This window comes from Dactylosporangium sp. NPDC051484 (genome assembly GCF_040689395.1).
In the GTDB taxonomy this organism is placed as follows: domain Bacteria; phylum Actinomycetota; class Actinomycetes; order Mycobacteriales; family Micromonosporaceae; genus Dactylosporangium.
Map to the genome: position 1 here is coordinate 250,181 of NZ_JBFAZX010000005.1, position 23,106 is coordinate 273,286.

General features: G+C 71.2%; 22 protein-coding genes and 2 tRNA genes. 6 read left to right on the plus strand and 18 right to left on the minus strand.

Annotation, left to right across the window (positions count from 1 at the left end; all coding sequences use genetic code 11):
- Positions 1-109 precede the first annotated feature (109 nt).
- Complete coding sequence (gene leuD / locus AB0367_RS12115; protein ID WP_366226266.1) at positions 110-697, minus strand: 3-isopropylmalate dehydratase small subunit; 588 nt, start codon at positions 695-697, stop codon at positions 110-112.
- A gap of 15 nt (positions 698-712) precedes the next feature.
- Entirely contained in the window at positions 713-2,131 is a 1,419-nt protein-coding gene (gene leuC, locus AB0367_RS12120; protein ID WP_366226267.1) for a 3-isopropylmalate dehydratase large subunit, read from the minus strand.
- A 49-nt stretch (positions 2,132-2,180) separates the two neighbouring features.
- Here leuC and AB0367_RS12125 point away from each other — a divergent pair, with 49 nt between their 5' ends.
- Positions 2,181-2,867: an IclR family transcriptional regulator gene (locus tag AB0367_RS12125; RefSeq protein WP_366226434.1), complete on the plus strand. Its 687-nt coding sequence runs from the start codon at positions 2,181-2,183 to the stop codon at positions 2,865-2,867.
- A gap of 630 nt (positions 2,868-3,497) precedes the next feature.
- A complete protein-coding gene (locus tag AB0367_RS12130; RefSeq protein WP_366226269.1) occupies positions 3,498-3,770 on the plus strand; it encodes a hypothetical protein in 273 nt (90 codons plus the stop codon).
- Between the two features lie 1,171 nt (positions 3,771-4,941).
- Here the strand turns inward: AB0367_RS12130 and AB0367_RS12135 are convergent.
- The 6 genes from AB0367_RS12135 to AB0367_RS12160 form a co-directional block, all read right to left on the minus strand.
- Positions 4,942-5,014: transfer RNA gene (locus tag AB0367_RS12135), tRNA-Glu, on the minus strand.
- 55 nt (positions 5,015-5,069) lie between these two features.
- Positions 5,070-5,141 (minus strand) — tRNA-Gln (locus AB0367_RS12140).
- Positions 5,142-5,215: 74 nt separating this feature from the next.
- Complete coding sequence (locus AB0367_RS12145; protein ID WP_366226271.1) at positions 5,216-6,004, minus strand: fumarylacetoacetate hydrolase family protein; 789 nt, start codon at positions 6,002-6,004, stop codon at positions 5,216-5,218.
- Between the two features lie 10 nt (positions 6,005-6,014).
- Positions 6,015-7,253 (minus strand): FAD-binding protein, encoded by a 1,239-nt coding sequence (locus tag AB0367_RS12150; RefSeq protein ID WP_366226272.1) that lies wholly within the window; start codon positions 7,251-7,253, stop codon positions 6,015-6,017.
- Between the two features lie 410 nt (positions 7,254-7,663).
- Positions 7,664-8,221: a DUF305 domain-containing protein gene (locus AB0367_RS12155; RefSeq protein ID WP_366226273.1), complete on the minus strand. Its 558-nt coding sequence runs from the start codon at positions 8,219-8,221 to the stop codon at positions 7,664-7,666.
- Positions 8,222-8,294: 73 nt separating this feature from the next.
- Complete coding sequence (locus tag AB0367_RS12160) at positions 8,295-9,050, minus strand: lytic polysaccharide monooxygenase (protein ID WP_366226274.1); 756 nt, start codon at positions 9,048-9,050, stop codon at positions 8,295-8,297.
- Between the two features lie 336 nt (positions 9,051-9,386).
- On the opposite strand from AB0367_RS12160, the gene AB0367_RS12165 reads away from it, so the two are divergent.
- Together AB0367_RS12165 and AB0367_RS12170 are read left to right on the plus strand one after the other, a co-directional pair.
- Entirely contained in the window at positions 9,387-10,208 is an 822-nt protein-coding gene (locus tag AB0367_RS12165) for an alpha/beta hydrolase (protein ID WP_366226275.1), read from the plus strand.
- Between the two features lie 153 nt (positions 10,209-10,361).
- Entirely contained in the window at positions 10,362-11,288 is a 927-nt protein-coding gene (locus AB0367_RS12170) for an FAD-dependent oxidoreductase (RefSeq protein WP_366226276.1), read from the plus strand.
- 283 nt (positions 11,289-11,571) lie between these two features.
- Here AB0367_RS12170 and AB0367_RS12175 read toward each other — a convergent pair whose 3' ends face one another.
- From AB0367_RS12175 to AB0367_RS12220, 10 genes are all read right to left on the minus strand, one after another.
- Positions 11,572-12,339: an ABC transporter permease gene (locus tag AB0367_RS12175; RefSeq protein WP_366226277.1), complete on the minus strand. Its 768-nt coding sequence runs from the start codon at positions 12,337-12,339 to the stop codon at positions 11,572-11,574.
- A gap of 35 nt (positions 12,340-12,374) precedes the next feature.
- Positions 12,375-13,295: an ATP-binding cassette domain-containing protein gene (locus tag AB0367_RS12180; protein ID WP_366226279.1), complete on the minus strand. Its 921-nt coding sequence runs from the start codon at positions 13,293-13,295 to the stop codon at positions 12,375-12,377.
- Positions 13,296-13,401: 106 nt separating this feature from the next.
- Positions 13,402-13,857 carry a hypothetical protein gene (locus AB0367_RS12185; RefSeq protein WP_366226280.1) on the minus strand — a complete coding sequence of 152 codons (456 nt, stop codon included), beginning with the start codon at positions 13,855-13,857 and terminating at the stop codon, positions 13,402-13,404.
- An 83-nt stretch (positions 13,858-13,940) separates the two neighbouring features.
- Positions 13,941-14,768 carry a 3-methyladenine DNA glycosylase gene (locus tag AB0367_RS12190; RefSeq protein ID WP_366226281.1) on the minus strand — a complete coding sequence of 276 codons (828 nt, stop codon included), beginning with the start codon at positions 14,766-14,768 and terminating at the stop codon, positions 13,941-13,943.
- Positions 14,769-14,777: 9 nt separating this feature from the next.
- Positions 14,778-17,006 carry a glycogen debranching N-terminal domain-containing protein gene (locus AB0367_RS12195; protein WP_366226282.1) on the minus strand — a complete coding sequence of 743 codons (2,229 nt, stop codon included), beginning with the start codon at positions 17,004-17,006 and terminating at the stop codon, positions 14,778-14,780.
- Positions 17,007-17,037: 31 nt separating this feature from the next.
- Complete coding sequence (locus tag AB0367_RS12200; protein WP_366226283.1) at positions 17,038-17,769, minus strand: hypothetical protein; 732 nt, start codon at positions 17,767-17,769, stop codon at positions 17,038-17,040.
- 98 nt (positions 17,770-17,867) lie between these two features.
- On the minus strand, positions 17,868-18,038 hold the full coding sequence (locus AB0367_RS12205) for a hypothetical protein (protein WP_366226284.1): 171 nt from the start codon (positions 18,036-18,038) through the stop codon (positions 17,868-17,870).
- A 350-nt stretch (positions 18,039-18,388) separates the two neighbouring features.
- Complete coding sequence (locus AB0367_RS12210) at positions 18,389-19,993, minus strand: radical SAM protein (RefSeq protein WP_366226285.1); 1,605 nt, start codon at positions 19,991-19,993, stop codon at positions 18,389-18,391.
- Positions 19,990-20,379, minus strand: coding sequence for a hypothetical protein (locus tag AB0367_RS12215; RefSeq protein WP_366226286.1), 390 nt, complete (start codon positions 20,377-20,379; stop codon positions 19,990-19,992). The genes AB0367_RS12210 and AB0367_RS12215 overlap by 4 nt, the downstream gene beginning before the upstream one ends.
- A 61-nt stretch (positions 20,380-20,440) precedes the next feature.
- Entirely contained in the window at positions 20,441-21,235 is a 795-nt protein-coding gene (locus tag AB0367_RS12220; RefSeq protein ID WP_366226288.1) for a prolipoprotein diacylglyceryl transferase family protein, read from the minus strand.
- Positions 21,236-21,467: 232 nt separating this feature from the next.
- On the opposite strand from AB0367_RS12220, the gene AB0367_RS12225 reads away from it, so the two are divergent.
- Together AB0367_RS12225 and AB0367_RS12230 are read left to right on the plus strand one after the other, a co-directional pair.
- Complete coding sequence (locus AB0367_RS12225; protein ID WP_366226290.1) at positions 21,468-22,484, plus strand: endonuclease/exonuclease/phosphatase family protein; 1,017 nt, start codon at positions 21,468-21,470, stop codon at positions 22,482-22,484.
- A 127-nt stretch (positions 22,485-22,611) separates the two neighbouring features.
- Complete coding sequence (locus AB0367_RS12230) at positions 22,612-23,100, plus strand: hypothetical protein (protein WP_366226292.1); 489 nt, start codon at positions 22,612-22,614, stop codon at positions 23,098-23,100.
- Positions 23,101-23,106 lie beyond the last annotated feature (6 nt).

A 23,106-nucleotide genomic window follows, 5' to 3' on the forward strand; every position in this document is an offset into this window, starting at 1 on the left:
CTGTGGGCAAGGTATCCCAACGCACACAGGATACAAACATATGACGGAAAAGAAATCGTTGTGGAGTAACGGATTTGACCGGCGGCTCATCGAGACGCCCCTGCGGGGGCTAGTGAACGACGGGTGTCCACTCCGGACGGCCTTGTTCGAAGGCGGTGATAGCGTCCTCGTGGCGAAGGGTGAGGCCGATGTCGTCGAGGCCTTCCAGCAGCCGCCAACGACTGAAATCGTCCAGTGGGAAGTCCCATTCGTGGGCGCCCGCACGCAACTGGCGGGACTCCAGGTCGACCGTTACCGCGAGCTCCGGGTCGGCCTCGATCGCGGCCCACAGGGTCTCGACGTTTTCGAGGCCCAGTTCGACGGGCAGCAACCCGGCCTTGAGCGCGTTGCCGCGGAAGATGTCACCGAAACGGGGGGCGACGACGGCCCGGAATCCGTAGTCCTGGAGTGCCCAAACGGCGTGCTCACGCGAGGATCCGGTGCCGAACTCGGGCCCGGCGACGAGGATTGAGGCGCCCTCGTAGACCGGATTGTTGAGCACGAATTCCGGATCGGAACGCCAGGCGTTGAACAGTCCGTCGGCGAACCCGGTGCGGGTGACGCGCTTGAGGTAGACGGCGGGGATGATCTGGTCGGTGTCCACGTTGGACCGGCGCAGCGGTACCGCGGTGCCGGTGTGGACGGTGAACTTCTCCATGTGTTCGTGTCCCTTTTAGTTCAGGTCGGCGGGGGCGGCGAGGTGACCGGCAACGGCGGTCGCCGCGGCGACCGGGGGCGAAACCAGGTGGGTGCGACCGCCGCGGCCCTGGCGCCCCTCGAAGTTGCGGTTGGACGTCGAGGCGGAGCGCTCGCCCGGCTTCAGCGTGTCCGGGTTCATGCCCAGACACATGGAGCAGCCGGCGAAGCGCCACTCGGCGCCGGCGGTGGTGAAGACCTGGTCGAGACCCTCCTGCTCCGCGGCCGCGCGCACAGAGGCCGAACCGGGCACCACGAGCATCCGTACGCCGTCGGCGACCTGGCGCCCGCGCAGCACCTCGGCGGCGGCGCGCAGGTCCTCGAGCCGGCCATTGGTGCACGAGCCCAGGAACACCACGTCGACCGGGATCTCGCGCATGGCGGTGCCGGGAGTGAGCGCCATGTACTCCAGCGCCTTCTGCGCGGCGACACGCTCCGCGCTCTCGGCGAAGTCGTCCGGGCTGGGGACGAAGCCGCCCAGTGGCGCACCCTGGCCCGGGTTGGTGCCCCAGGTGACGAACGGGGTGAGCTGCGAGATGTCCAGCGTCACCTCAGTGTCGAACTTGGCGCCGTCGTCGGTGCGGAGGCTGCGCCAGTACTCCTTGGCACGCTCCCACTCCTCGCCCTTCGGCGCGTACTGCCGGCCCTCGATGTAAGCGAAGGTCGTCTCGTCCGGCGCGATCATGCCGGCCTTGGCGCCCCACTCGATCGACATGTTGGAGATGGTCATCCGACCCTCCATGGACAGCTTCTCGATCGCCGGGCCGCGGTACTCCACGACGTGCCCGCGGCCGCCGCCTGTGCCCACCTGAGTGATGAGCGCGAGCACCAGGTCCTTGGCGGTGACGTCGGGGCCGAGCTCGCCGACGACGTTGACCGCCATGGTGCGCGGGCGCGCCTGCGACAGCGTCTGCGTCGCCAGGACGTGCTCCACCTCGGACGTACCGATGCCGAACGCGAGGGCGCCGAATGCACCGTGCGTGGAGGTGTGCGAGTCGCCGCACACGATGGTCATGCCGGGCTGGGTGAGGCCGAGCTGCGGTCCCATGACGTGGACCACGCCCTGCTGCTCGTCGCCGAGCGAGTGCAGCCGGATGCCGAACTCGGCGCAGTTACGGCGCAGCGTCTCGATCTGGGTGCGTGACACCGGGTCGCTGATCGTCAGCAGGTTGTCGGTAGGCGTGTTGTGGTCCTCGGTCGCGATCGTCAGGTCGCGGCGCCGCACGGGGCGGTCGGACATGCGCAGGCCGTCAAACGCCTGCGGACTGGTGACCTCGTGCAGCAGGTGCAGGTCGATGTAGAGCAGATCGGGCTCACCCGCGGCAGTGCGTACGACGTGCGCGTCCCACACCTTCTCCGCCAGCGTACGCGGCTGCTGTCGTGCTTCTCCCACCATCTGGACATCCTAAAATTTGGGAGGTATGTTTCGGTCTGTGGGACACAGTATGAGCGGTGTGGGCGTGCTCGACAAGGCGGTTGTCATCCTTGCCGCCTGCGTCGACGGCGCCAGCCTGGCGGAATTGGTGGAGCGGACCAAGCTTCCGCGCGCCACCGCACATCGCCTGGCACAGGCGTTGGAGATCCACCGTTTGCTCGTGCGCGACGCCCAGGGCCGCTGGCGCCCGGGCCCGCGGCTCGGCGAGTTGGCCAACGCCGCACCGGACGTACTGCTGACCGCCGCCGAGCCGATGCTGACCGCGCTGCGCGACGCGACTGGAGAGAGCGCGCAACTGTATCTGCGCCGCGCCGACGAACGCCTGTGCGTCGCCGCGGCCGAGCGGGCCAGCGGGCTGCGTGACACGGTGCCGATCGGCGCCGTGCTGCCGATGACGGCCGGCTCTGCCGCACAGGTCCTCCTGGCGTGGGAGCCGCCCGAGGCCGTGATGCCGCTGCTGCCGCGCTGCAAGTTCACCGGACGCACCCTCGCGGAGGTGCGGCGGCGCGGCTGGGCCCAGAGCGTGGCGGAGCGCGAGGCCGGCGTGGCGAGCGTTTCCGCGCCTATCCGGGACCGCACGGGGCGGGTCATCGCGGCGATCAGCATTTCCGGACCGATCGAGCGCCTGGGCCGGCGCCCGGGCGATCGCCACGCGATGGCCGTCGTGCGGGCCGGGCAGCGCCTGTCGGGCCTGTAGCCGGTTCGCTTCCGTCCCCGCCTCGCTACCGCACGCGCGCGATTCGCGCTTCCTCCGCCCGGCCGGTCAGCCTCCGGCCGGGCGTTGGTGCTTCCCCACATGTCTTTCAGGTTCGTACGCCTGGTGCCAGGCGTCCTTCCTCGTGTGTGACACCGTCCTGCATGAACGCCGTGAGTGCTGATGTCTCGCGGTGCTTGCCGGCCCCTTGCCTACGCGGGTCTCGTGATGCTTCCCAATTACTATTACTCGTTTCGCTTGCACACGGCCCTTCATGTTCGCTGCTGGGTCTGGTGATCGCCGGCGGCTCCTCGCGGTCGCCGCGTCCGTCCTTGAGTCTTCGGGGCTCGACGCCCATCGGTATCTCGGGCGTGGCCACCGCAGCCGTGCGGGTGCCTGAGGGCGCCCAGAACGGACGCCGGCTGGGCGGAACCACGCGCGGACGCGTCGGGCGCTGCGTCGATGCGCTGATCCTGACCACGACGGCGTCGCACGGGGTTGCGTGCCGCGCGGACGCGCCTACGATCGGCGAGACGTGCCCTCCGGAGCGTCCGGGAACGCCGGGCGTGGGCGCGTCCTGCATCGGCGGATCCGGGGCGCAGTCCCGGAGCGCATCAGCTGGAAGGAACGCCAGTGCCCGACTCCACCACACCTGCCAGCCCCGAGCCGGACGGCTCGGCGGGTATCCACTCCACCCCGGCGTCGGGGACGCCGGCCTCCCCGTCGGACCACGGCCCGAGCGGGCCCGACGCGCCGAACTCCCCTCCCGCACCGCAGGAGCCGCAGCTGCCACCGCCCGCAGAGCCGAGCGGCAACACCGCCAGCGGCCGGGGTGGCTGCATGACGGCGATGATCGGGCTGTTCGTGTTCATCGCGGCAGTCCTGGGGATCGCCACCCAGTTGTAAGCGGACGGGCGCCGCGCCCGCGCCCACTGACGGGTGCGGGCGCGGCGCCATGGTTCGAGGACCGGCTCGGCGTGGCGACGTGGACCGCGCCCGCGCATCCGGACCGAGCGGTGGAACTGGTCGCGGCCTCGGCGATGGACGACGGCAAGGTGCGGGCAGGACAACGCGCAGGCAGGAGCGGGCACGGCCGGCAGCCAGGGCGGCGCGGGCGGCGGCGACGCGGACCTCGGCGCCGGACGTCGCACAGCACACGCGCGGGAGGGGACGGCGTGGACTTCGTTGCCGCCGACGGGGGTACGTGCTGCCGGCGCTCGGTGAACGGGGGCTCACAGACCGCGGACGCCGCGTCCACGGAGGCAAGGCGGTTCCCGGGCGCGGAGGCAACGCAGGACTTCCCCGGCAAGGATGCCGGGTTCCGGGCGGCTGCGACGTTGCCAGCGTGGATCAGCCCGCGATCGGCTGGGCAGACCTCACGAAGGTGAACAAGCTCACCCCGGCCCCGCACGCGGGATACCCGGGCGTGGCTGACACCGGAAGGCGACCTGCCGACCTGCTGACCGGCGAGGGCGCGTCGCCGAACCTGCCCGCACTGAACGGTCAAGGGCATCGTAGGGTCGGGCGTACAAGCGGCTACGACGGCCTCTACGCCCGTGTGCGACTCATCGGGTCGGGCGGGCTCCCCCGAGAGTACCCCCGCCGCCGGATCGGACGTCCTGAGCGCGCTCAGCGTCATGGCGGGCCCATCGGCGACCTGACGGCGGCGTTGGGCACAGACCTCGCGGCATTACCTGTCGCGGACGGTTAGCTGCCACTGACAGTGAGGTAACGGCGGGGCCGCGGCACTGCATGTCCGGGTCGTCATGGGTTGACCCGCCGCGCTCGTGAAGTGACCCCAAGGTCCAGGCCGCGCCCGCGCGTGCGGGCGCCGCCGGGTGAGGTCCGAGCGACCGAGGCGCCCAGCGCCAACGGCGCGGCCACGCACAGGAGGGACAGCCGGGCCTGGCGGGCAGGGAGCGGCCGGACGGAGGGAGATCCGAACGTGGCGGTGTGACGTACAGCATGGGCGGAAGCCGCGACCGGCCCTAGTCGAGTGCTTAGGGGCGGCGTCGGGCGCGAATGCGGGTACCAAATGAAAAACCGCGCCTCCCGAAGGAAGCGCGGTCTCCCACTGTAGCCCCGACCGGATTCGAACCGGCGCTACCGCCTTGAGAGGGCGGCGTCCTGGGCCGCTAGACGACGGGGCCCCAGAACGTGCTGACGTGCGGTGAAACTCTACAGCACCGCGATCTTGCTGCGGTGCTGGGGTACCAGGACTCGAACCTAGACTAACTGAGCCAGAATCAGTCGGGCTGCCAATTACCCCATACCCCATTGGCGCTTACCGCGCCGAAAGAGAACTTTACCGGAGGTCCCCTTCCAAGCCAAATCGGTTGTCGGCAACGTGCCTATTCCAAGGTCAGGACCCTGTTGCTGAGCGCGCCGATGCCCTCGATCGAGACGACGACCTCGTCGCCGGCCACGATCGGGGAGACGCCGGCCGGGGTGCCGGTGAGGATCACGTCGCCGGGCAGCAGCGTCATCACGTGTGACACATATGACACAAGCGTCGGCACGTCGAAGATCATGTCCTTGGTGCGGCCTAGCTGGCGGACCTCCTCGTTGACCTCGCAGCGCACCTCGACGTCGCCGACGTCCACGCCGGTGACGATCCACGGGCCGATCGGGCAGAACGAGTCGAAGCCCTTCGCGCGCGTGAACTGCACGTCCTGGCGTTGCAGGTCGCGCGCGGTCACGTCGTTCGAGCAGGTGTACCCGAAGATCGCCGCAGCGGCGCCCGCGCGGTCGACGCGGCGCGCGCCGGTGACGCCGATCACGACGGCGAGCTCAGCCTCGTGCTCGACCCGCTGCGACTGCGGGGGCAGCCGGATCGCGTCGTTGGGGCCGATGATGGAGGTGGACGGCTTGAGGAAGAGCAGCGGCTCCTTGGGCACGTCATTGCCCAGCTCGGCCGCGTGGTCGGCGTAGTTGCGCCCGACGCACACCACCTTGCTGGGCAGGATGGGTGAGAGGAGCCGCACGTCGGCGACGGCCCAGCGCTGCCCGGTGAACCGGAGGTCCCCGAAGGGGTGACCATTGATCTCGGCAACGGTCAGGCCGGAGACACCGGCCGCGGGCTCGCCCTCGACGACCCCGAACGACATGCCACTGCTGTGGGCGAAACGAGCGATACGCACGGGTGGAAATCTACTCCGCGCGCAAGTGGCGCTGCACGAACGCGTTGCGGAACGCGCCCCGCGGGTCCAGCCGCGCGGCGAGGGCGGCGAAGTCGGCCGAGCGCGGGTAGCGCGGCGCGTGCCGGAAGACCTTGCCCCAGTGCGGCCGCGCGCCCAGCGGCGCGAGCTGCTCCTCCAGCGCCTCAACCGCCCGAAGAACAAGATCATTATTCGGTACCCAGGTGAAGTGCAGCGCCACGCTGTCGCGCCCGTAGTGCGGGCTGAGCCACAGCTCGTCCGCCGCGACCGTGCGGATCTCGGAGATCTGCAGCGCGGGCGCGACCAGATGCCGCACACGGTCCACTGCCGCGAACGCGGCGACCGCGTCCGCGCGCGCCACGAAGTACTCCGTTTGCAGCTCCTCGCCGCTACTCGGGGTGAACTCCAGCTTGAAGTGCGGCAGCCGCGTGTGCCATGGCCCGGGCGCGCCGCCCTGCTCGGTGCAGTGCACTGGCGACATGGCCGCGATCGGGTGCCGCGGCCCGCCGGCCGGTTTGGCCCCGAACAGCTCCGCGGGCGCGGGCGCGTCGCCGTCGCGTCGCTTGACCCACACCTGGTCGACGGTGTCGCCGGCCCAGCCGGTGAAGAGGCTCACGCTGTACCCCGCGGCCGCGATCTCCTCCCAGTGCGCGTCCAGCCGCGCGCGGGGCAGGTGTTCGAAGACGTGCTGGCTCACCTGGTACGCCGGGACGACGTCCAGCGTCACCCGCACAACCACACCGAGCGCCCCGAGCGCGACGACACTGCCCGGGAAGTCGGGGTCTCCGCGCCGCAGCGACACCAGCTCGCCGTCCGCGGTGACGAGCTCGATCGCGGCGACGGCGGTCGCCAGGTTGCCCAGCCCGACCCCGGACCCGTGCGTGCCGGTCGCGACCGCGCCCGCGACCGAGATGTGCGGCAGCGACCCGAGGTTGTGCAGCGCGTACCCGGCGGCATCCAGCCGCTCGGCCAATTCCCCGTACCGCACCCCGCCGGCGACGCTGACCGTGCCCCGCTCCGCGTCGATCCGGATGTCCGCCGGCAGCCCGGCGACGCTGATGAGGTCCCCGGGCGTGTCCGCGATGGGATTGAACGAGTGCCCGGTACCAAACACGCGCACCCGCTCGGCGCCGGCCACGATGCGCTGCACCTGTTCGACCGTCTCGGGCCGGTGCACTCGCGCCGCCCCGAACTCGATGTTCCCGGCCCAGTTCCTCAGCCGCTCGGTCATCCGCGCCTCCTCGCCACGATGGAGCCGATCCCGAAGCCCCGTTTTCCGAAGCCCTGCTGCCCACCACCCCGGGATACAGCCGCCATCATCGCCCCTCGCGCCCCGCTGTGCGGCGAGGACCTCGGCGCCGAAACCGCCCGTACGCCGTATGAACCGGACGCGCCCGCGCGGACGGGTATGACGGCTCTCCAACCACGCGGCGAAGGCACGAACGCGTTGGCCACGAATCGCAATGCGCGCCAGGTACGCCCGCATCCCGCGCGGGCGCAGGAGCGCGGAGGCTCGGACGCGAGGCCCGACGCGGAGAGGCTGGATCCACAAACGCCTGTAACCAGCGCCGACAGAGCCGAACGACAGCGGCCGCAGTGCGGGCGCGGGCGGCTATGACGGTGCCCGGTGCGGAAGTGGCGTCAGGAGGGCGCGTTGAGGTACCGAAGCATCTGCTGAATCTCGGCGGTCCTCGACTCGTCGATGCGCCGGGCCAGGTCGAGGGCGCCGGGGTTCACGCCGGTGCCGGTCTCCATCCGGGCGATCTCGATCGCGTTGTGCTGGTGCGCGATGAGCATGTTGAGGAACTTGGTCTCGAACTCCGTGCCGCTGGTGGCTCCGAGCGCCTTGATGTCGTCAGGGCTGGTGCCGTGCGCCCCGCCGTGGGCGGCGTGCGCGGACGGGTCCGCGGCCGACGGCTGGCCCCACGCGCCGAGCCACACCTGCATGGTCTTGAGCTCGTCGGTCTCAGTGACGTCGATCGCGGCCGCGAGGGTGCGTATGTCCTCGCGTACCGCCTTCGTCCGGGCCAGGCGGACCATCTCCAGTGCCTGGCTGTGATGGGCGACCATCATCTGGCTGAACATGACGTCGGTGTCGTTGAAGACGCGTTGCTCGGTGCCTGCGGGGGCGGGCTGGGCCGGGGCGGCGGCGCAGCCCGCCAGCAGGAACGCCGCGAGAAGAAGCGCGAAGCGTTTCATGTTCCGGGGATCTCCTTGCGCGCGGTGGCGCCCCGATGCGCGGGACGCCACCGCTTTCGAGCGGTACCGAGGTTCAGACGCGCTTCCACAGGGCCGGGACGTTGGGCGGCTCCCAGCCCGGGATCGCGGTGTGCGCCTGGAGGCACTGGTAGGTCACACCGTTGTACGTGACGCGGTCTCCGACCTTGTACGCGGTGCCGGAGGCCCAGGTGGTCGTGCCCGCCGGCGGTTGCGAGGCCGTCGGAGAGGCGGTGGGTGATTGCGACGGCGTCGGCGAGGGCTGCGTGGGCGTCGGCGTGGGGTTGCCACCACCGCCGCCGCCGACCTGCAGGTCGACGCACGAGTAGAACGCGTTGACGGTGTCAGCGACGTTCCAGCGGGCCAGCACGAGGATCCGGCCGGTCCGCCCGCCGAGGTTCACCGTGTGCGACGCCGTCGCGTCGGGCTGCCTGCCGCCGCCGTCGATGACCGCGATACGGGTGCCGCCGACGAAGTACTCCCAGTTCGTCGTGGCGTGGCGGGCGGTGAACACCCAGTTGAAGGTGACGGTGTTGCCGACCGACGTCGCCGGCCAGCCCATGTTCGGGTTGTCGAGTTGGGCGAAACGGCTGTTGCCGCCGCTGCAGCTCGTCAGGCCCTTCGGACCCTCGACGCTCTGCGGCTCGTACACGATGGCGCCGCAGTTGGCGACGCGGCCCTGCGCGCACATCGCCTGGCGGCTGGGCGGTGAGGAGATGTACCCATGCGCCGATGCCGGGGACGCCGTCACCAGCAGTGCGGCGGCCGCAGTGGCCAGTGTCATGAGTACCGCAGCGATCGCTTTGCGCATCCAATCGCTCCTTCCAGCGGTGGGGGTGGTCCCGTCAATGTAAAGGAAGGATTGTTAACAGTAAATAACCTTTATGAATATCGCTCAATGAAGCCCCTAACTTAAGGTAGGGTTCATCCCCCTTTGAGGCACCCGTGCGGATCCGCGGGACGGCACTCGGCCCTTCGCAGGCGTCCACACGCACGAGTGGCCTGGGCGCCTCCGTGCGGACACGGCCGGACCATCACCTGGCCCGGTCACGTGGCCGGCTGGTGCGGGTTTATCCGGCGCCATCGTGGTCAGCAGGGCTGCACGAGCCCGCCCACACCCGCTCGCACCGAGTCGCGAGGAGACGCCATGCCCTACATCGCCACGTCCGACGGCGCCCAGATCTTCTACAAGGACTGGGGTGCGGGCCGACCCGTCGTGTTCAGCCACGGCTGGCCCCTCAATGCCGACGCCTGGGACAACCAGGTGATGCTGCTGGCCTCCAACGGCTTCCGCGCGATCGCCCACGACCGCCGGGGCCACGGCCGATCCACGCAGACATGGAACGGCAACACCATGGACCAGTACGCCGACGACCTCGCCGAGGTCATCGACCAGCTCGGCCTCACGGACGCGATCGTGGTCGGGCACTCCACCGGCGGCGGCGAGGTCACGCGGTACCTCGGGCGCCACGGTACGTCGCGCGTGGCGAAGGCCGTCCTGGTCGGTGCGGTGCCGCCGCTGATGCTCAAGACCGACACCAACCCGGAGGGCACGCCGCTGGAGGCATTCGATGCCATCCGGGCCGGGCTGGCCGCCGACCGCTCGCAGTTCTACCGCGACCTGAGCGCGCCGTTCTACGGCGCCAACCGTCCGGGCAGCACCGTGTCACAGGGCATGCGTGACCAGTTCTGGCTGCTGAGCATGCAGGTGGGGCTGAAGGCCGCCTACGACTGCGTCAAGGAGTTCTCGGAGACCGACTTCACCGAGGATCTCAAGCGGATCGACATTCCCGTGTTCGTCGCGCATGGTGACGACGACCAGATCGTGCCGATCCAAGCGGCCGCGCCCAAGACGGTGCAACTGCTGAAGGACGCGACGCTCAAGGTGTACCCCGGCGCGTCCCACGGCATCGTCGGCGCCTACGAGGCGGCGCTCAACGCCGACCTGCTCGCGTTCATCCGGGCCTGACCCCCAACGGCCGGGCGGCGTACCCGGACGCTCCGCCTCAACCGACTGCGACCGCGCCCCGGCCCGCGGGCACCCCGCCAGGCGACCTCGTGGTGGCTCAGAGGTACCGCATGGGACATGGACATCGCGCCCGGGCGCTGCTTGCCTGGAGGTATGGACGATGTGATCGTGCTCGGCGCCGGCGTGATCGGCCTGACCTGTGCGGTGCGCCTGCTCGGGAGCGGCGCGCGCGTGCGCGTGGTGACGGCTGACGAGCCCACCCGGACGGTGTCCCGGCTGGCCGCGGCGGTGTGGTACCCGACGCACACCGAAGGCGACCCGCGCGTCCTCGCGTGGGCGCGCCGAACGTACGACGAGCTCATGGCCCAGGCCGCCGCCGGCGTCCCTGGCGTCGCCCCGCGTCCGACGCGCATGCTGCTGCGCGGCCCGGCTGGCACGCCATGGTGGTCGGCTGCGGTGCCGGACTTCGCGGCGCATCCGGGCGAGTGGCGCTTCACCGTGCCGTCGGTCGAGATGGAGCCGTACCTTGGATGGCTTGCCGACCGGGTGCGACAGTCGGGCGGCACGCTCACGCGCGGGCGCGTCGAGCGACTGGCTGACCTCGCGGGGCAGGCGGGGACGGTGGTCAACGCGACCGGCCTGGCGGCGCGCGTCCTCGCGGACGACCCGGCCGTGTTCCCGGCCCGGGGGCAGATCGTCGGCGTGGCCAACCCGGGCCTGGTGACGTCGATCCGGGACGAGGACCACCCGGACGGCATGACGTACGTCCACCCGCGCTCCCGCGACGTCGTCCTCGGCGGGACGTTCCAGCCCGGCGACTGGTCCGAGACCGTCGACCCGCCGACGACCGAGGCGATCCTGCGCCGGTGCACCGGCCTGGTCCCGGAGCTGACCGGGGCGCGACCACTGTGGGAGGCGGTGGGGCTGCGCCCGGCGCGGCATGGAGGCCCACGGGTGGAGCCGGATCCGACGCCGCTACCGGGTGGCACCCGGCTCGTCCACAGCTACGGGCACGGCGGCGCGGGGGTCACGCTGTCGTGGGGCTGTGCCGATGAGGTCGTCCGGCTCGCGTCGTTCTGAGTGGCCCGGCACTACGCACAACGCGCCCGCGCGGACCCGCCGCACCCGCACGAATCCATTGCCTCCATACGGCCGCGCACCCCGCACAGACAGACCACCTCGGCGCGGACGCGGACCCGCACAAAAGGACCGCCTCCGCGCGGACGTGCCGCGCCAGCGCGGAGGCGTGAAGACCGCGACCGCGCGCCGCTCCGGGCCGTCGGCGGGAGCGGTGCGCGGTCACTGGGACAAGACCGAAGAGACGAGGAGAGCAGGACGAAACCGGCCGGTCGAGAAGGGCGGATCAGGCGTCGCGGGTCTTGAACAGGTACGCCGCCACGGCCAGCAGCAGCACCGTCCAGCCACTGAAGACCGCGAAGCCCTGCCACTGGGTCAGCAGCGCGTCCGGGGGCAGGGCGGGTTCGAAGATGAGCTGGCCGGCGTTCGTGGGCATCCACGCGTGGATGTGAGCGCCCCAGCTGCCCGGCAGGAGACCGGTCAGCTGTGACACGATCAGGATCAGGCCCAGCACGGCGGTCATGGCGCCCGCGGTGTGGCGGATGATGGCCCCGAATGCCAGCGAGAACAGGCCCAGCATGGCCATGAAGAGGCCCGCCCCGATGACCGAGCGGGTCACGCCCGGGTCACCCAGGGAGACCGGAATGTGCTCGGCGATGATGGCGCGGCCCAGAAAGAACGCGCCGAAGGAGAGCAGTTCACCGACGACGAGCATCAGGGTGGCGAACACCAGGATCTTCGCGCCGAGGACGGTGAGGCGGCGCGGCTGCGCCTGGAGAGTGGAGCGGATCATGCCGGTGGTGTACTCCGCCGAGATGACCATCACACCGAGGACCGCGATCACGAGCTGGGCGATGAACACGGGGCGGGCGATGACGATCTCGAGCGGGTGCTGGCGCAGGTAGCCCTGGCTCGACGGGTCGGTAATGTCCCACTGGCGCACCACCGCCCAGGAGATGATCGACATCAGGCCGATCGCGATGCCGGCCATGGCGACGATGGACCACACCGTTGAGCGCACGGAGCGCAGCTTCGTCCACTCGGAGCGCAGCATGCCGGATAGGCCTGCTCGTGGAAGTACGATGCCGGTCATTGCTTTTCTCCCGGGATTGCCGCGTGGTACTCGACGCTGTCCTTGGTCAGTTCCATGAACGCCTGCTCCAGAGATGCCTGCAGCGGCGAGAGTTCGTGCAACCGGATGCCGTTGTCGAACGCCAGGTCGCCGACGCGCGGGAGCGGCAGCTCCGTGATGAGCAGCACGCCGTCGGGCTCGGGCGCGGCGTTGCCGCCGGCGGCGGTGACGAGGCCGGCAAGGCGCGCGGCGTCGGGCGTCCGCGCGCGGACGGCGAGCGCCGAGTTACGGTCGATGAACTCGCGCACTGTGCAGTCCGCGATCATTCGACCCCGTCCGATCACGAGCAGGTGGTCGGCGGTGTGCTCCATCTCCGACATGAGGTGGCTGGAGACGAGTACGGTGCGGCCCTCGGCGGCCAGGGAGCGCATCAGGTTGCGAATCCACAGGATGCCCTCGGGGTCGAGGCCGTTGACGGGCTCGTCGAACATGAGCACCTTCGGGTCGCCCAGCAGCGCGGTCGCGATGCCGAGCCGCTGGCCCATGCCGAGCGAGAATCCCTTCGAGCGCTTCCGCGCGACGCCGGTGAGGCCAACGACGTCGAGGACCTCGTCGACGCGGCGGCGCGGCAGGTTGTTGCTCTGCGCGAGGCACAGCAGGTGGTGGTACGCGCTGCGCCCGCCGTGGATGGCTTTGGCGTCCAGCAGCGCGCCGACCTCGCGCATCGGGTTGTCCAGGGTGGCGAACGGGCGGCCGTTGACGGTGACGGTGCCCTCCGTGGGCGCGTCCAAGCCCAGGATCATGCGCATCGTGGTCGACTTGCCCGCCCCGTTGGGACCGAGAAATCCGGTGACCTGGCCGGGGCGGACCGTGAACGACAGCCGGTCGACGGCGACGCGTTCGCCGTAACGTTTCGTGAGGCCGACAGCCTCGATCATGGTGGCTTCCTTCCGCTGGCTCGGCCGGCCCCCGCGCGGGCGCGCCGTCTCGACGAAAGGTAGAGGTGTGTTGCTGTGGCGAGGCTAAGAGAGGCTGTGACGGCCCTCAGTCACGGGTGTACGTCATGTCGAAGTCCTTGGCCCAGCTGAGGCCGTCCTTCGACATCTCCCACTGGGCGGTGATGCGCTTGCCGTCGGCATCGAGTATGCCGGTGAAGCGCTGGTTGAAGCCCTCGGCCGCGCGCCAGATCCGCCAGGTGCCGCCGTCGAGGTCCATGCCGTAGGTGCGCAGGACACCGCGGGCGTCGGAGTACAGCATGGTGAAGGTCCTGCTGCCGTCGTCGTAGCCGATGATCGACGTGGTCGGGAACGGCGCATTGATGATCCACTCCTTGGGCACGTCGTCGCCCGGCGGATCCGCGTCCGCGCGCTGGATGAGGAACTCCCCCTCGTCCGCCCACGCGAAGCTCGTCCAGCCGCGCATGGTGACCTTGCCGTTCACGGTGGCGGTCGTGTCCCACATGCCCAGCAAGGGCCCTAGCCGCCGCCGTACCTCACTCATCGCCACTCCCCGGACCCAAGTTCCCGCCGCAACATGAACCCGACTTATACACCAAGCGGCCGTGTCCGGGTTCCACCCTGCGGTCAGTTACCGACGGTCTCCAGGAGCCTGTCGCACTCGGCGATGAGGCGTCCGCGCAGCGGGGCGGCGCGCTCGGCGAAGGAGCGCTGTTCATCGACGTAACGCGTCCTTCCCTCGACGGTCTCGATCCGCACCGGCTCGTAGCCGAGGTCGGCGAGGTCGTACGGCGAGGCCCGCATGTCGAGGGTGCGGACGTCGCGGGCGAGCTCGAAGCAGTCGGCGATGAGCTCGGCCGGAACCAGCGGGGCGAGCTTGTACGCGTGCTTGTAGAGATCCATGTTCGCGTGCAGGCAGCCCGGCTGCTCGTTGGCGGCCTGCGCCTCCCGGGTCGGCTGCAGCAGGTTCAGCGGCCGCGCGGGCTCGGTGTAGAAGCGGAACGCGTCGAAGTGGCTGCACCGGATCCGCCCGGCCGCCACGACCGCGTCCGTGCCCCGCGGGCCCAGGCGCAGCGGCCACGCGTTGTGCCGCAGCTCGTCCTGCGTCTGCCGGTACACCATCGCCCACTCATGCAGGCCGAAGCAGGCCAGGTACGGCGTCCGCGCGGCTGTGGCGGCGAGCAGCTCGCGGATCCACGCGATCGCGTCCGCGCGGCGGGCCGGCACCGTCGCCGCGTCCTCGCCCGACTCGTCGAGGACGATGCCCGCGCCCGGGTGCCAGCGGCGCAGCTGCGCGGGCCGGTACGAGTAGTAGGTGAAGAGGAAGTCCTCGACCGGATGCTTCCGCCCGCGCCGGCGGCGGGCCAGATGCGGCTCGATCCAGGCGTCCACGCGCGCCTCGTGGGCGGCGCGGCGGGCCTCCCAGGTCGACCGGTCCAGAACGATGAGCTGCACTGTTCAAGCTTACGGAGCGGTAGCGCCGGCGCGGGCGCCTAGCCCCGGCCGGCCGATCCGGGCGGGCGTGCCGTCGGCGTTGTGGAACGTCACGCCGATTGGTCCATTGTGGATGGTGAGCTCGCCCGCGGCGGTGACGCTCACGTCGAGCTCGCCGTCGGCCACCTTCAGGCCGCGGACTCGGAACGCGCCGACCGGCGAGGGGGCGAGCGGCGCGAATGTGATCCGCCCGGCCGGCACGTCGACGTCGAGCCCGAGCAGCGCGGTCAGGATCGCCGGCCCGGCCGCCGCGGCCCACGCCTGGGGGCGGCACGCGGTCGGGTACGGGGTGGGCAGGTCGTCGCCGCCGTACAACTCGGGGAAGCGGAAATCGAAGCGCTCGGCCGCGTCCAGGAGGGCCGCGATGACCGCCGACGCCTCCGCGCGGTGGCCGTCGCGCGCCAGACCCAGCAGTGCCACGGCGTTGTCGTGCGGCCAGACGGAGCCGAGGTGATAGGAGAGGAAGTTGTACCCCGCTGACGCCGGTGCGGCCGTGCGGATGCCGAACGGCGAGCGCAGCGTGGCGAGGCGCTCGGCCACAGCGGCGCTCTCCGGCGGGGTGAGCAGGCCGGTGCCGAGCAGGTGGCCCATGTTGGAGGCGATGAGGTCGACCCGCTCGCCAGCGCCGTCCAGGGCCGTCGCGGGCTGCCCGCCGGGGCACCAGAACGATGCCCGGAAGCGCTCGGCGAGGTCGTTTGCCCACTCGCGCCATCGCTTCGCCTCCCCCGCCGCGTCGTAGCCTCCGTCGCCGGCCTCGTACGTCGCCGTGGCGTCGTGGGAAGCACTGCCAGCCGCGCCGGTCACCGCTGCGTCGTGGGCGCTGCCGCCGGTAGCGTCATCGTCCGGGGTGGCGTCGGGGAACTGATCGAGGAGCCAGGCGCCGTCGAGGGCGGCCCGGTATGCGTAGGCCTGGACCTCGCTCAGCGCGATCGGGCCGCGGGCCGGGCGGCCGTCGGCGTGCTGCACGGCGTCGGCGGAGTCCTTCCAGCCCTGGTTCGTAAGGCCGGTGCCGCCGGTGTCGTAACGCACGAAGCCGTCGTGCCGCATCAGCCAGCCGACGGCACGGCGCACGGCGGGCAGGAGCGTGCGGACGGCGGCCGGAGGCATGCCCCACCGGTACGCGTCGGCGAGGACGCTCACGAACAGCGGCGTCGCGTCGACCGTGCCGTAGTACACCGGGGGCAGCGTGTGGCCGGTGCCGGCGCGGCGCAGCTCGTGCAGGATCCGGCCGGGTTCCTCCTCCGTCTCCGGATCGTGGCGGACGCCCTGGCGGGCCGCGAGGAGGCGCAGCGTGCCCGCGGCGGCGTCGTGACCCAGCGGCAACGCGAGGCGGGCGGCCCAGAGGGCGTCGCGGCCGAACAGGGTCAGGTACCAGGGGCTGCCCGCGGCGTAGTACGCGTCCGCGCCCTCGGTCCGGCGCAGTGCGTCGAGGTCCTGGACGCTCGCCCGTACGAGCGCGTCGAGCCGCCTGTCGTCCGCGGCGACGCGGAGGGTGCTGAACCGCTTGGGCCGGGCGATCGGGGGCACATCCGTGCGGGTGATGCGCAGTTCGGCGGACCAGGTTCCGCGCGCGGGCACGGTGGCACTCCAGCGCAGCGTCGCCGCGGCCCCGAGAAACGGACGCGCCTCCACGCACGGGTCGGCGTCCGCGTCCACGCCGGCGGCGATGTGCGCAGGCGGGATTGTTTGGATGCGAACGGACATGCCGTCGGCGGCGTGCCAGTCGAGGCGCTCCTGAGGGTCCGCCGCGGCCGGGGGCCGGCCGGCGGCGGGGGCGGCATTCGCGACACGGCCCGCCCGGACCTCGCCCATCCCCGCGAAGTCGGTGGCCGCGTGCACCGCCACGTCGACCGTGATCGGGGCGTGGGAGGCGTTGGCCAGGGTGATGGTCTCAATGCCACCCGACGGCTCGGCCAGCCGGCGGCGCGACAGCGTCAGCGTGGGGGCGTCGCCGCCGGGGGCGGGCAATTGCGGTACCGACGAGAAATGGGCCGAGGCCGCGCCCGTGCGGCGGACGGCGATCGGAACCGGCTCCGCGGCATCGACGGTGACGACGAGGCGGGACAGGACGCGGCGGTCCTCGACGTAGAGGCCGTCGGCGCCGCCGGCGAGCCGGCCGGAGGGGCCCGAGAGCCAGGTCGCCGGGGCGGCCACGCAGGTGACGTGGTCGTGCAGGTAGGGCTGTGCCATCTCGGCCATCTCGTTCCTTCTGCTCGGCCCTGCTCGGCTCTCAGCCGCCGATGACGTTGACCGCGCGGGCCACCACCAGCAGCACGGTCACCAGAGAGATCACGGACTCGGCGACCATGAGCATCTTCGCCCACTTGGACATTGGCATGGTGTCGGTCGGGCTGAAAGCGGTGGCGTTCGTGAAGGCCAGGTAGAAGTAGTCGAAGAAGCCCGGCTCCCAGTCGCGGTGGACCAGCTCGGGCACCTGCATCTGAGGGAAGAGGAAGTCGGGGTGCGGGGTGTCCGCGTCCGCGCGCGCTGCGGGCCCGCCGCGGTCGGCCTCCCAGTACCACAGGGCGAACACGATGACGTTGGTCAGCCAGATCGCGGCGGCCCACAGCAGCAGGTGCGCCGGCGCCAGGTCGCCGTGGGTTTGGTCGAAGAGGGCGCGCACGAGCAGCCAGACCGACCAGGCGGTGACGACCGTCAGCAGGGCGGCGAGGCCGATGGACAGCGGCCGGAGGATGCGGGTCTCGCGATTGATCCGCAGCGGGTTGACCGCGACGATGCTGATCAGCAGGGCGGTCTCCAGACCCGGGAGCAGCCAGCGCGGGCGCGGCGCCAGGTCGGGCGGCAGGACCAGGTGGATCCCGATGGCGACCGCGATGGCGAGTGCGGCGGGCCAGCGCTGCTCCGCCTCCGTGCGTCGCAGCCAGCCTGGCGGCGGCGTTGGCCGCTCCGGCTTCGGCGAGCCGTTGGGGCCGCGGTCTGGCGCGGGTGGCAGGTCACTCACGGCAGCCAACCGTAGACCTGCCGTCGCGCCCGGGCCAGCAGAACCTCCGCATGGCTGAACGACCTGCCGCAGGGACGCGCGGAAGCGTGGGCGTCGGCTCAGGTGAACAGGTGGTAGAGCTGCCAGGCGATGGCCGCGAGGCCGGCCAGGGCGAGGACGGCAAGGTACGTCAGGACCAGCCGAGTGTCGCGCAAAATGCACTTCGAGCGGGTGAGGCCGCGGCGGCGGGCTCTGGCGTAGCCGACGAAGCCCAGCAGGGCGAAGCCCACCACCGCTACCGGGCCCAGGAGCCAGGCCAGGGCCGCGATGGTGGCGTAGATGCAGAGACGGAGCGGATCGTACGGCGCGGACGCGCCAGGCGCCGGGGAAGACGATGATGGCGGCTTCGCGCCCGGGCGCGAAGGCCTCGCCAGGTTTGCGGGCAGAGCCGAAGACAGCGGCAGCGCCGAAGACGGAGGCGGAGCCGAAGACGAGGAGGAGGAGGAAACCGACGGCGCGGGCGCGGCCGAAGTCGCCGGCAAGGCCGACGTCGGCAGCGGCGTCGAAGACGAGGAGAGAACCGACGGCTCGGGTGGGGCCGAGGTCGTGGGTGGGGGCGGCGAGGTCGGCAGCCGGTTTGTCATGAGGTCGCCTCGGTTGCGGCCGGTCGGGGGGACAACGGCAGCAGCTGGCTCGTCGCGCGTGGGAGGCGTTGGGCCGACAGGGCGGACCAGGCCTGTACGGCGCAGAACGGGGCGCACTGGTCCTGGGGGCCGGTCTCGTCCGTGCGGCGGGTGGCCACGTGGACACAGCACTGCAGGAGGCGCTCCTCGATCATGGTGTGCAGGTCCATGAAGGGCTTGACGGTGATGCGCTTGACGCGCTCGCCGAGCATTTTGCGCAGACGGTTACGACCGCCCGGCAGCGAGGATGACACGAGGGTCGTCAGGGTGGAGATGCCCAGGTCGCAGTTCTCGCAGATGTCGCGCCACAGGGAGCCTACGTCCGGGTGGGACAGGGAGGACTGCTCGGACAGCAGGCCCAGCAGGGAGTCCTTGACGGCGGTGCGCAGGGCGGCGGGCAGCTGTACGTCGGCGATGCGGTTGGCGACCATGTCGGGGGCCAGGTCGAGGAACGACAGGAGGCGCTCGTGGCCGATGAGGGCGGTCATCGACTGCCAGTGGCCCGCGTCGTCGCGCAGCATGTAGCCGACCGAGCAGCAGTGCGGATGCGAGCACGGCAGGGCCGTGAGGTCGCGCCAGGTAACCAGGTCGCCGGTCTGCGGGCCGAGGCGCGCCAGGACGCCCGTGTGCGTGAGACGGTTCATGGGGTCGATCGGGCCCGAACGGCCGGAGCCGAACTGGGGCTGCAGGGAGACGCCGCCGACGTACGGGGTGTCCAGGGCGCGCTTGACGACGGCGCCGATCTCGTCGTCGTTGACGCCCAGGGCACACGTCATGGTCAGGGTGGTGAAGACGCCACGCGCGGAGAGGCGGTCGACCGCCTGGTCCTTGAGGCGGCGCAGGTCGGCGCCGCGGTGGTGGCGGGCGGCGCGCTCGGACACGCCGTCGTACTGCAGGTAGACCTCGACCCGCTCGCGGTGGCGGGTGAGGAGGTCCAGCAACGCGTCGTCGCGCGCGATGCGCACGCCGTTGGAGTTGATGAGGATCCGAACGACGTTGCGCGCGGAAACCTCGTCGAGCAGTTCCTCGAGCCACGGGTAGAGGGTCGGCTCGCCGCCGGAGAGCATCAGCACGTCGATGCGCCCGTTCTCGCGCGACAGCCGGGTGTCGAGGCTCGCGAGGACCTCGGCGAGGGGCACGGCGCCTTCGATGGCGGGCGAGGAGTCCGTGAAACACGTGGGGCAGCGCAGGTTGCAGCTGTCGGTGAGGTCGGCGAGCAGGATGCAGGTGTGCTGGGTCTGCATCTCCGGCAGGCCGGCCAGGTACGCGGACGGCACGGGGGCGAAGTTGCCGGCCACGTCGGGGATGTGAGCCTTCGTGGGCGCGGTCCACTGCTCGAGGTACCGCAGGATCTCCGGCGACTCGTCGTAGAGGGTGCGGACGAGGCCGTGGCTCGGGCAGCCGCGCTCAAGCCAGATCCGCCCGTCCCGTTCGGCGAGGAGACCGGACAGACGCTGGACCATCTCCAGTGGACGGTCCGGATCGTCGGCCGCGCAGGCGGGGCAGAACGCGTTGACGTAGCGGTGGATGCGGTCTCCGCGCAGTTGCATTCCGGAGTTCATGACGATCCCTGGTTGACGATGGCGAGGCACACGCCGATGCCGGCGATGGGGAGGACGGCCACGCTGACGCTCCAGCCGATGAGGATGCCCAGGCCGATGCCGCGGTCCTTGCGGGCGATCCACACGATGCCGACGACGAGGCAGGCGACAAGCAGCAGGCCCTGCAGCAGGATCTCGACGTAGACGCCGATGATGGCGTTCTCAGGTTTGGCGCTCCTGCCGCCGATGATGATTGCGGCGACGCCGAGCAGGATCGCGACGGCCTGGCCGAGGAAGGCCAGGCCGATGCCGCCGAAGACGCGCCTCGTGTGGATGGGGCGCTCGGGGGCGGGCGGAGGCGGTGGAGGCGGCGGCACGGACCAGCCGTACTGGGGCGGAAAACTCACGGCAGCGCCTCCGCTTCGTTTGGGACCTCACGGCCGGGCGCGCGTCCGCGCGGTCGAGAGCTCACGTCAGTGCCTCCGCTTCGTTCGGGACCTCACGGCTGTGTGCGCGTCCGCGCGCGTGCCTCCAGGCGAAACGCGCCATGGTCAGGGGCAGCAGGGCGAGCAGGAACAGTTGCGAACGGGTCAGGCCGGCCCAGACGACCTCGTTGCCGCGCACGAACTCGACGCCGAAGCGGAACGCGGCGTAGGCGGCGAGGTACAGGGTGAAAAGCCGCCCGGGCGCGGTGATGCGGCCGCGCAGCGCGAGCAGGGCCGCGAAGGCCGCCAGGTGGAACAGGATCTCGTACGCGATCGACGGGTGCAGCGGCACGCCGGCCGGCACGTGCATCGCCGCGGCGTGCGCGTCGTCGAGGGTGATGCCCCACGGCAGGCTCGTCGGGGTGCCCGGCGGCTCGGCCAGCAGGCAACCGACGCGGCCGACCGCCATGCCCGCGGCGACGGCGGGTGCGAAGAGGTTGCCGGTCTTGTGTGGGTACCCGCTGATCCGCTTACCGAGCAGGGCGCCAAAGTAGGCACCGAGGAGCCCGGAGAGGATGCTGCGGTTGCCGAACGCCCACTGCTCCAGCAGCGTCGCGTTGTCCCTCGGGTCGAGGTGCTGAGCCCACGTGCCCAGGCGGGCCAGGAGGGCCCCGCCGACGAGGGCACCGGCCAGCACGTACCAGAGGCGCTCGTCCTGAGCGCCGCGGCGGCGGATCTCCCACAGCAGCACGAGCGCGGCGACCCCGATGCCGAGCGCCACGAACACGTCGTGGGACAGGATCGCCACCGGACCGATCCGCGCGATCACTGGGTACACGGATGTCGAGCCTACTGCCAGAGCGCCGCGACGTGCGGTTCTTCCATGCTGGCCGAACGGCCACCGCGGACCGGCCGGACCCGAAGCAACGCGCGGACGCGAGCAACGCGGAGCGGCAAGCGGAGCAAACCGGCCCCCGAAGGCAGAGTGCGAAGAAGCCGACGCGCGGCGAAGTGGCACGAAACAAGGTGCGACGCGGACACCGGTTGTGTGGCTCGCTTACCCTGGCGGGATGGTCACCACGGAGGACACCCTGCCGTTGCTGCCGGAGAAACCGGTCAAGCCGCGGCGGCGCTGGTGGACCGTGGTGCTCTGGCTGGCGGTGGTGCCGTTCGTGGTCTGGGCGGCGACGCGGACGCTCGGGCTGGACCGCGGGTTCCCCGCCGTGCAACTCATCGCCTTCACACCCTATGTCGCGGCCGCCTCGCTGCTGCCGCTGTTGGTCGCGGTGCTCACCAAGCGGCTCTGGGCCGCGCTGGTCGCGGCGCTGGCCACGATCGCGCTCGCGGCCTGTGTGCTGCCGCGCTGGGTCGCCGACAGCTCGCCGGAGCCGGACGGGGGGCCGGCGATCCGGGTGCTCAGCGTGAACATGCTGTTGGGCGGGGCGGACCCGGCGATGATCGTGGGGCTGATCAGGAAGCACGGCGTGGATCTGGTGGCGTTGCAGGAGTACACGCCCGAGGCGAAGGACGCGCTGCGCTCCGCGGGGCTGGAGGACGTGCTGCCGAACGCGGTGTCGTACCCGCAGCCGGGTGTGACGGGCTCGGCGGTGTACAGCCGCTTTCCGGTGGCGGACCTCGGGTATCGGCGCTTCGAGTCCGGGTTCGGGCAGGCACAGGCGGGGGTGCGGGTGCCGGGCGCGGCGGAGGTGCGGGTCGAGTCGGTGCACACATGCGCGCCGGCGGCCGCGTCGCGGAGCGGGTGCTGGGAGCGGGACATCGCGCAGGAGCCGGCGGCCACGCCGGACGGGGCGGTGAGCCTGCTGATTGGGGACTTCAACGCGACGCTGGACCACAAGGGGTTCCGCTCGGTGCTGGCCAAGGGCTACCGAGACGCCGCGGACGTGGTAGGGGCCGGCTTCGAGGCGTCGTGGCCGTTCGACGAGCGGTGGTTCATCCCGGGTGTGACGCTGGATCATGTCGTGGCCGACAAGCGGGTCGGCGTGCGCACGGTGACGGTGCACCGGATGCCGAACAGCGACCACAAGGCGGTGTTCGCGGAGCTGGTGCTCCCGAAGGGCGCGGCCTGAGCCGGCAGGGCGCGACCGGCGCAGAGATCGAAGGCGTACCTCCGGCTACACGCGGTTCGTTGGCCGGGAGTACCTTCACCTACGAATCGGGCCCCCGCCCGAACCGGAACCACGTTGGAGCAGATGGGTGACACGAACGTTCCGCGGCCTCGCGCTCGCCTTCGCCGTGCCGCTTCTCCTGGGCGCGGTGGTCGCCTGCTCGGACAAGCAGGGCGACAAGCCGGAGCCGGCGTCCGACCGGCCCACGGTAGAGGTGACCGCGCAGCCGCAAGACGCGCAGTCGGCACAGGTGGCGGCCGAGCAGGTGTTCGACAACCTGTCGGAGGGCGACTGGGCCGGGGCCTACGACCTGTGGACCGACAGCGCCAAGGCGGCGATCGACAAGGACGCGTACATCGACCTGGTGGCGACGTGCACGGGGCAGCAGGGGAAGTATCAGGTGACGGGCGTGACGCCGGTCGACGACAGCACGGCGACGATCAAGTGGACGCACGCCCCGGCGGCCGGTTCGGCGAACCAGACCGGGACGAACACGGTGAAGTACCAGAACGGGGCCTGGAAGTTCGAGCCCGACTCGGCGGCGCTGGCCGCATATAAACAGAACAAATGCCCGTAGGGCGAC

Bases quoted from the DNA above. Each gene is read 5' to 3' on its own strand.
- AB0367_RS12175 (WP_366226277.1), bottom strand. From the start codon at position 12,339: ATGCTGCGCTCCGAGTGGACGAAGCTGCGCTCCGTGCGCTCAACGGTG.
- AB0367_RS12195 (WP_366226282.1), bottom strand. From the start codon at position 17,006: ATGGCCGAGATGGCACAGCCCTACCTGCACGACCACGTCACCTGCGTG.
- AB0367_RS12170 (WP_366226276.1), top strand. From the start codon at position 10,362: ATGGACGATGTGATCGTGCTCGGCGCCGGCGTGATCGGCCTGACCTGT.
- AB0367_RS12125 (WP_366226434.1), top strand. From the start codon at position 2,181: ATGAGCGGTGTGGGCGTGCTCGACAAGGCGGTTGTCATCCTTGCCGCC.
- AB0367_RS12210 (WP_366226285.1), bottom strand. From the start codon at position 19,993: ATGAACTCCGGAATGCAACTGCGCGGAGACCGCATCCACCGCTACGTC.
- leuC (WP_366226267.1), bottom strand. From the start codon at position 2,131: ATGGTGGGAGAAGCACGACAGCAGCCGCGTACGCTGGCGGAGAAGGTG.
- AB0367_RS12180 (WP_366226279.1), bottom strand. From the start codon at position 13,295: ATGATCGAGGCTGTCGGCCTCACGAAACGTTACGGCGAACGCGTCGCC.
- AB0367_RS12155 (WP_366226273.1), bottom strand. From the start codon at position 8,221: ATGAAACGCTTCGCGCTTCTTCTCGCGGCGTTCCTGCTGGCGGGCTGC.
- AB0367_RS12160 (WP_366226274.1), bottom strand. From the start codon at position 9,050: ATGCGCAAAGCGATCGCTGCGGTACTCATGACACTGGCCACTGCGGCC.
- AB0367_RS12150 (WP_366226272.1), bottom strand. From the start codon at position 7,253: ATGACCGAGCGGCTGAGGAACTGGGCCGGGAACATCGAGTTCGGGGCG.
- AB0367_RS12185 (WP_366226280.1), bottom strand. From the start codon at position 13,857: ATGAGTGAGGTACGGCGGCGGCTAGGGCCCTTGCTGGGCATGTGGGAC.
- AB0367_RS12165 (WP_366226275.1), top strand. From the start codon at position 9,387: ATGCCCTACATCGCCACGTCCGACGGCGCCCAGATCTTCTACAAGGAC.
- AB0367_RS12225 (WP_366226290.1), top strand. From the start codon at position 21,468: ATGGTCACCACGGAGGACACCCTGCCGTTGCTGCCGGAGAAACCGGTC.
- leuD (WP_366226266.1), bottom strand. From the start codon at position 697: ATGGAGAAGTTCACCGTCCACACCGGCACCGCGGTACCGCTGCGCCGG.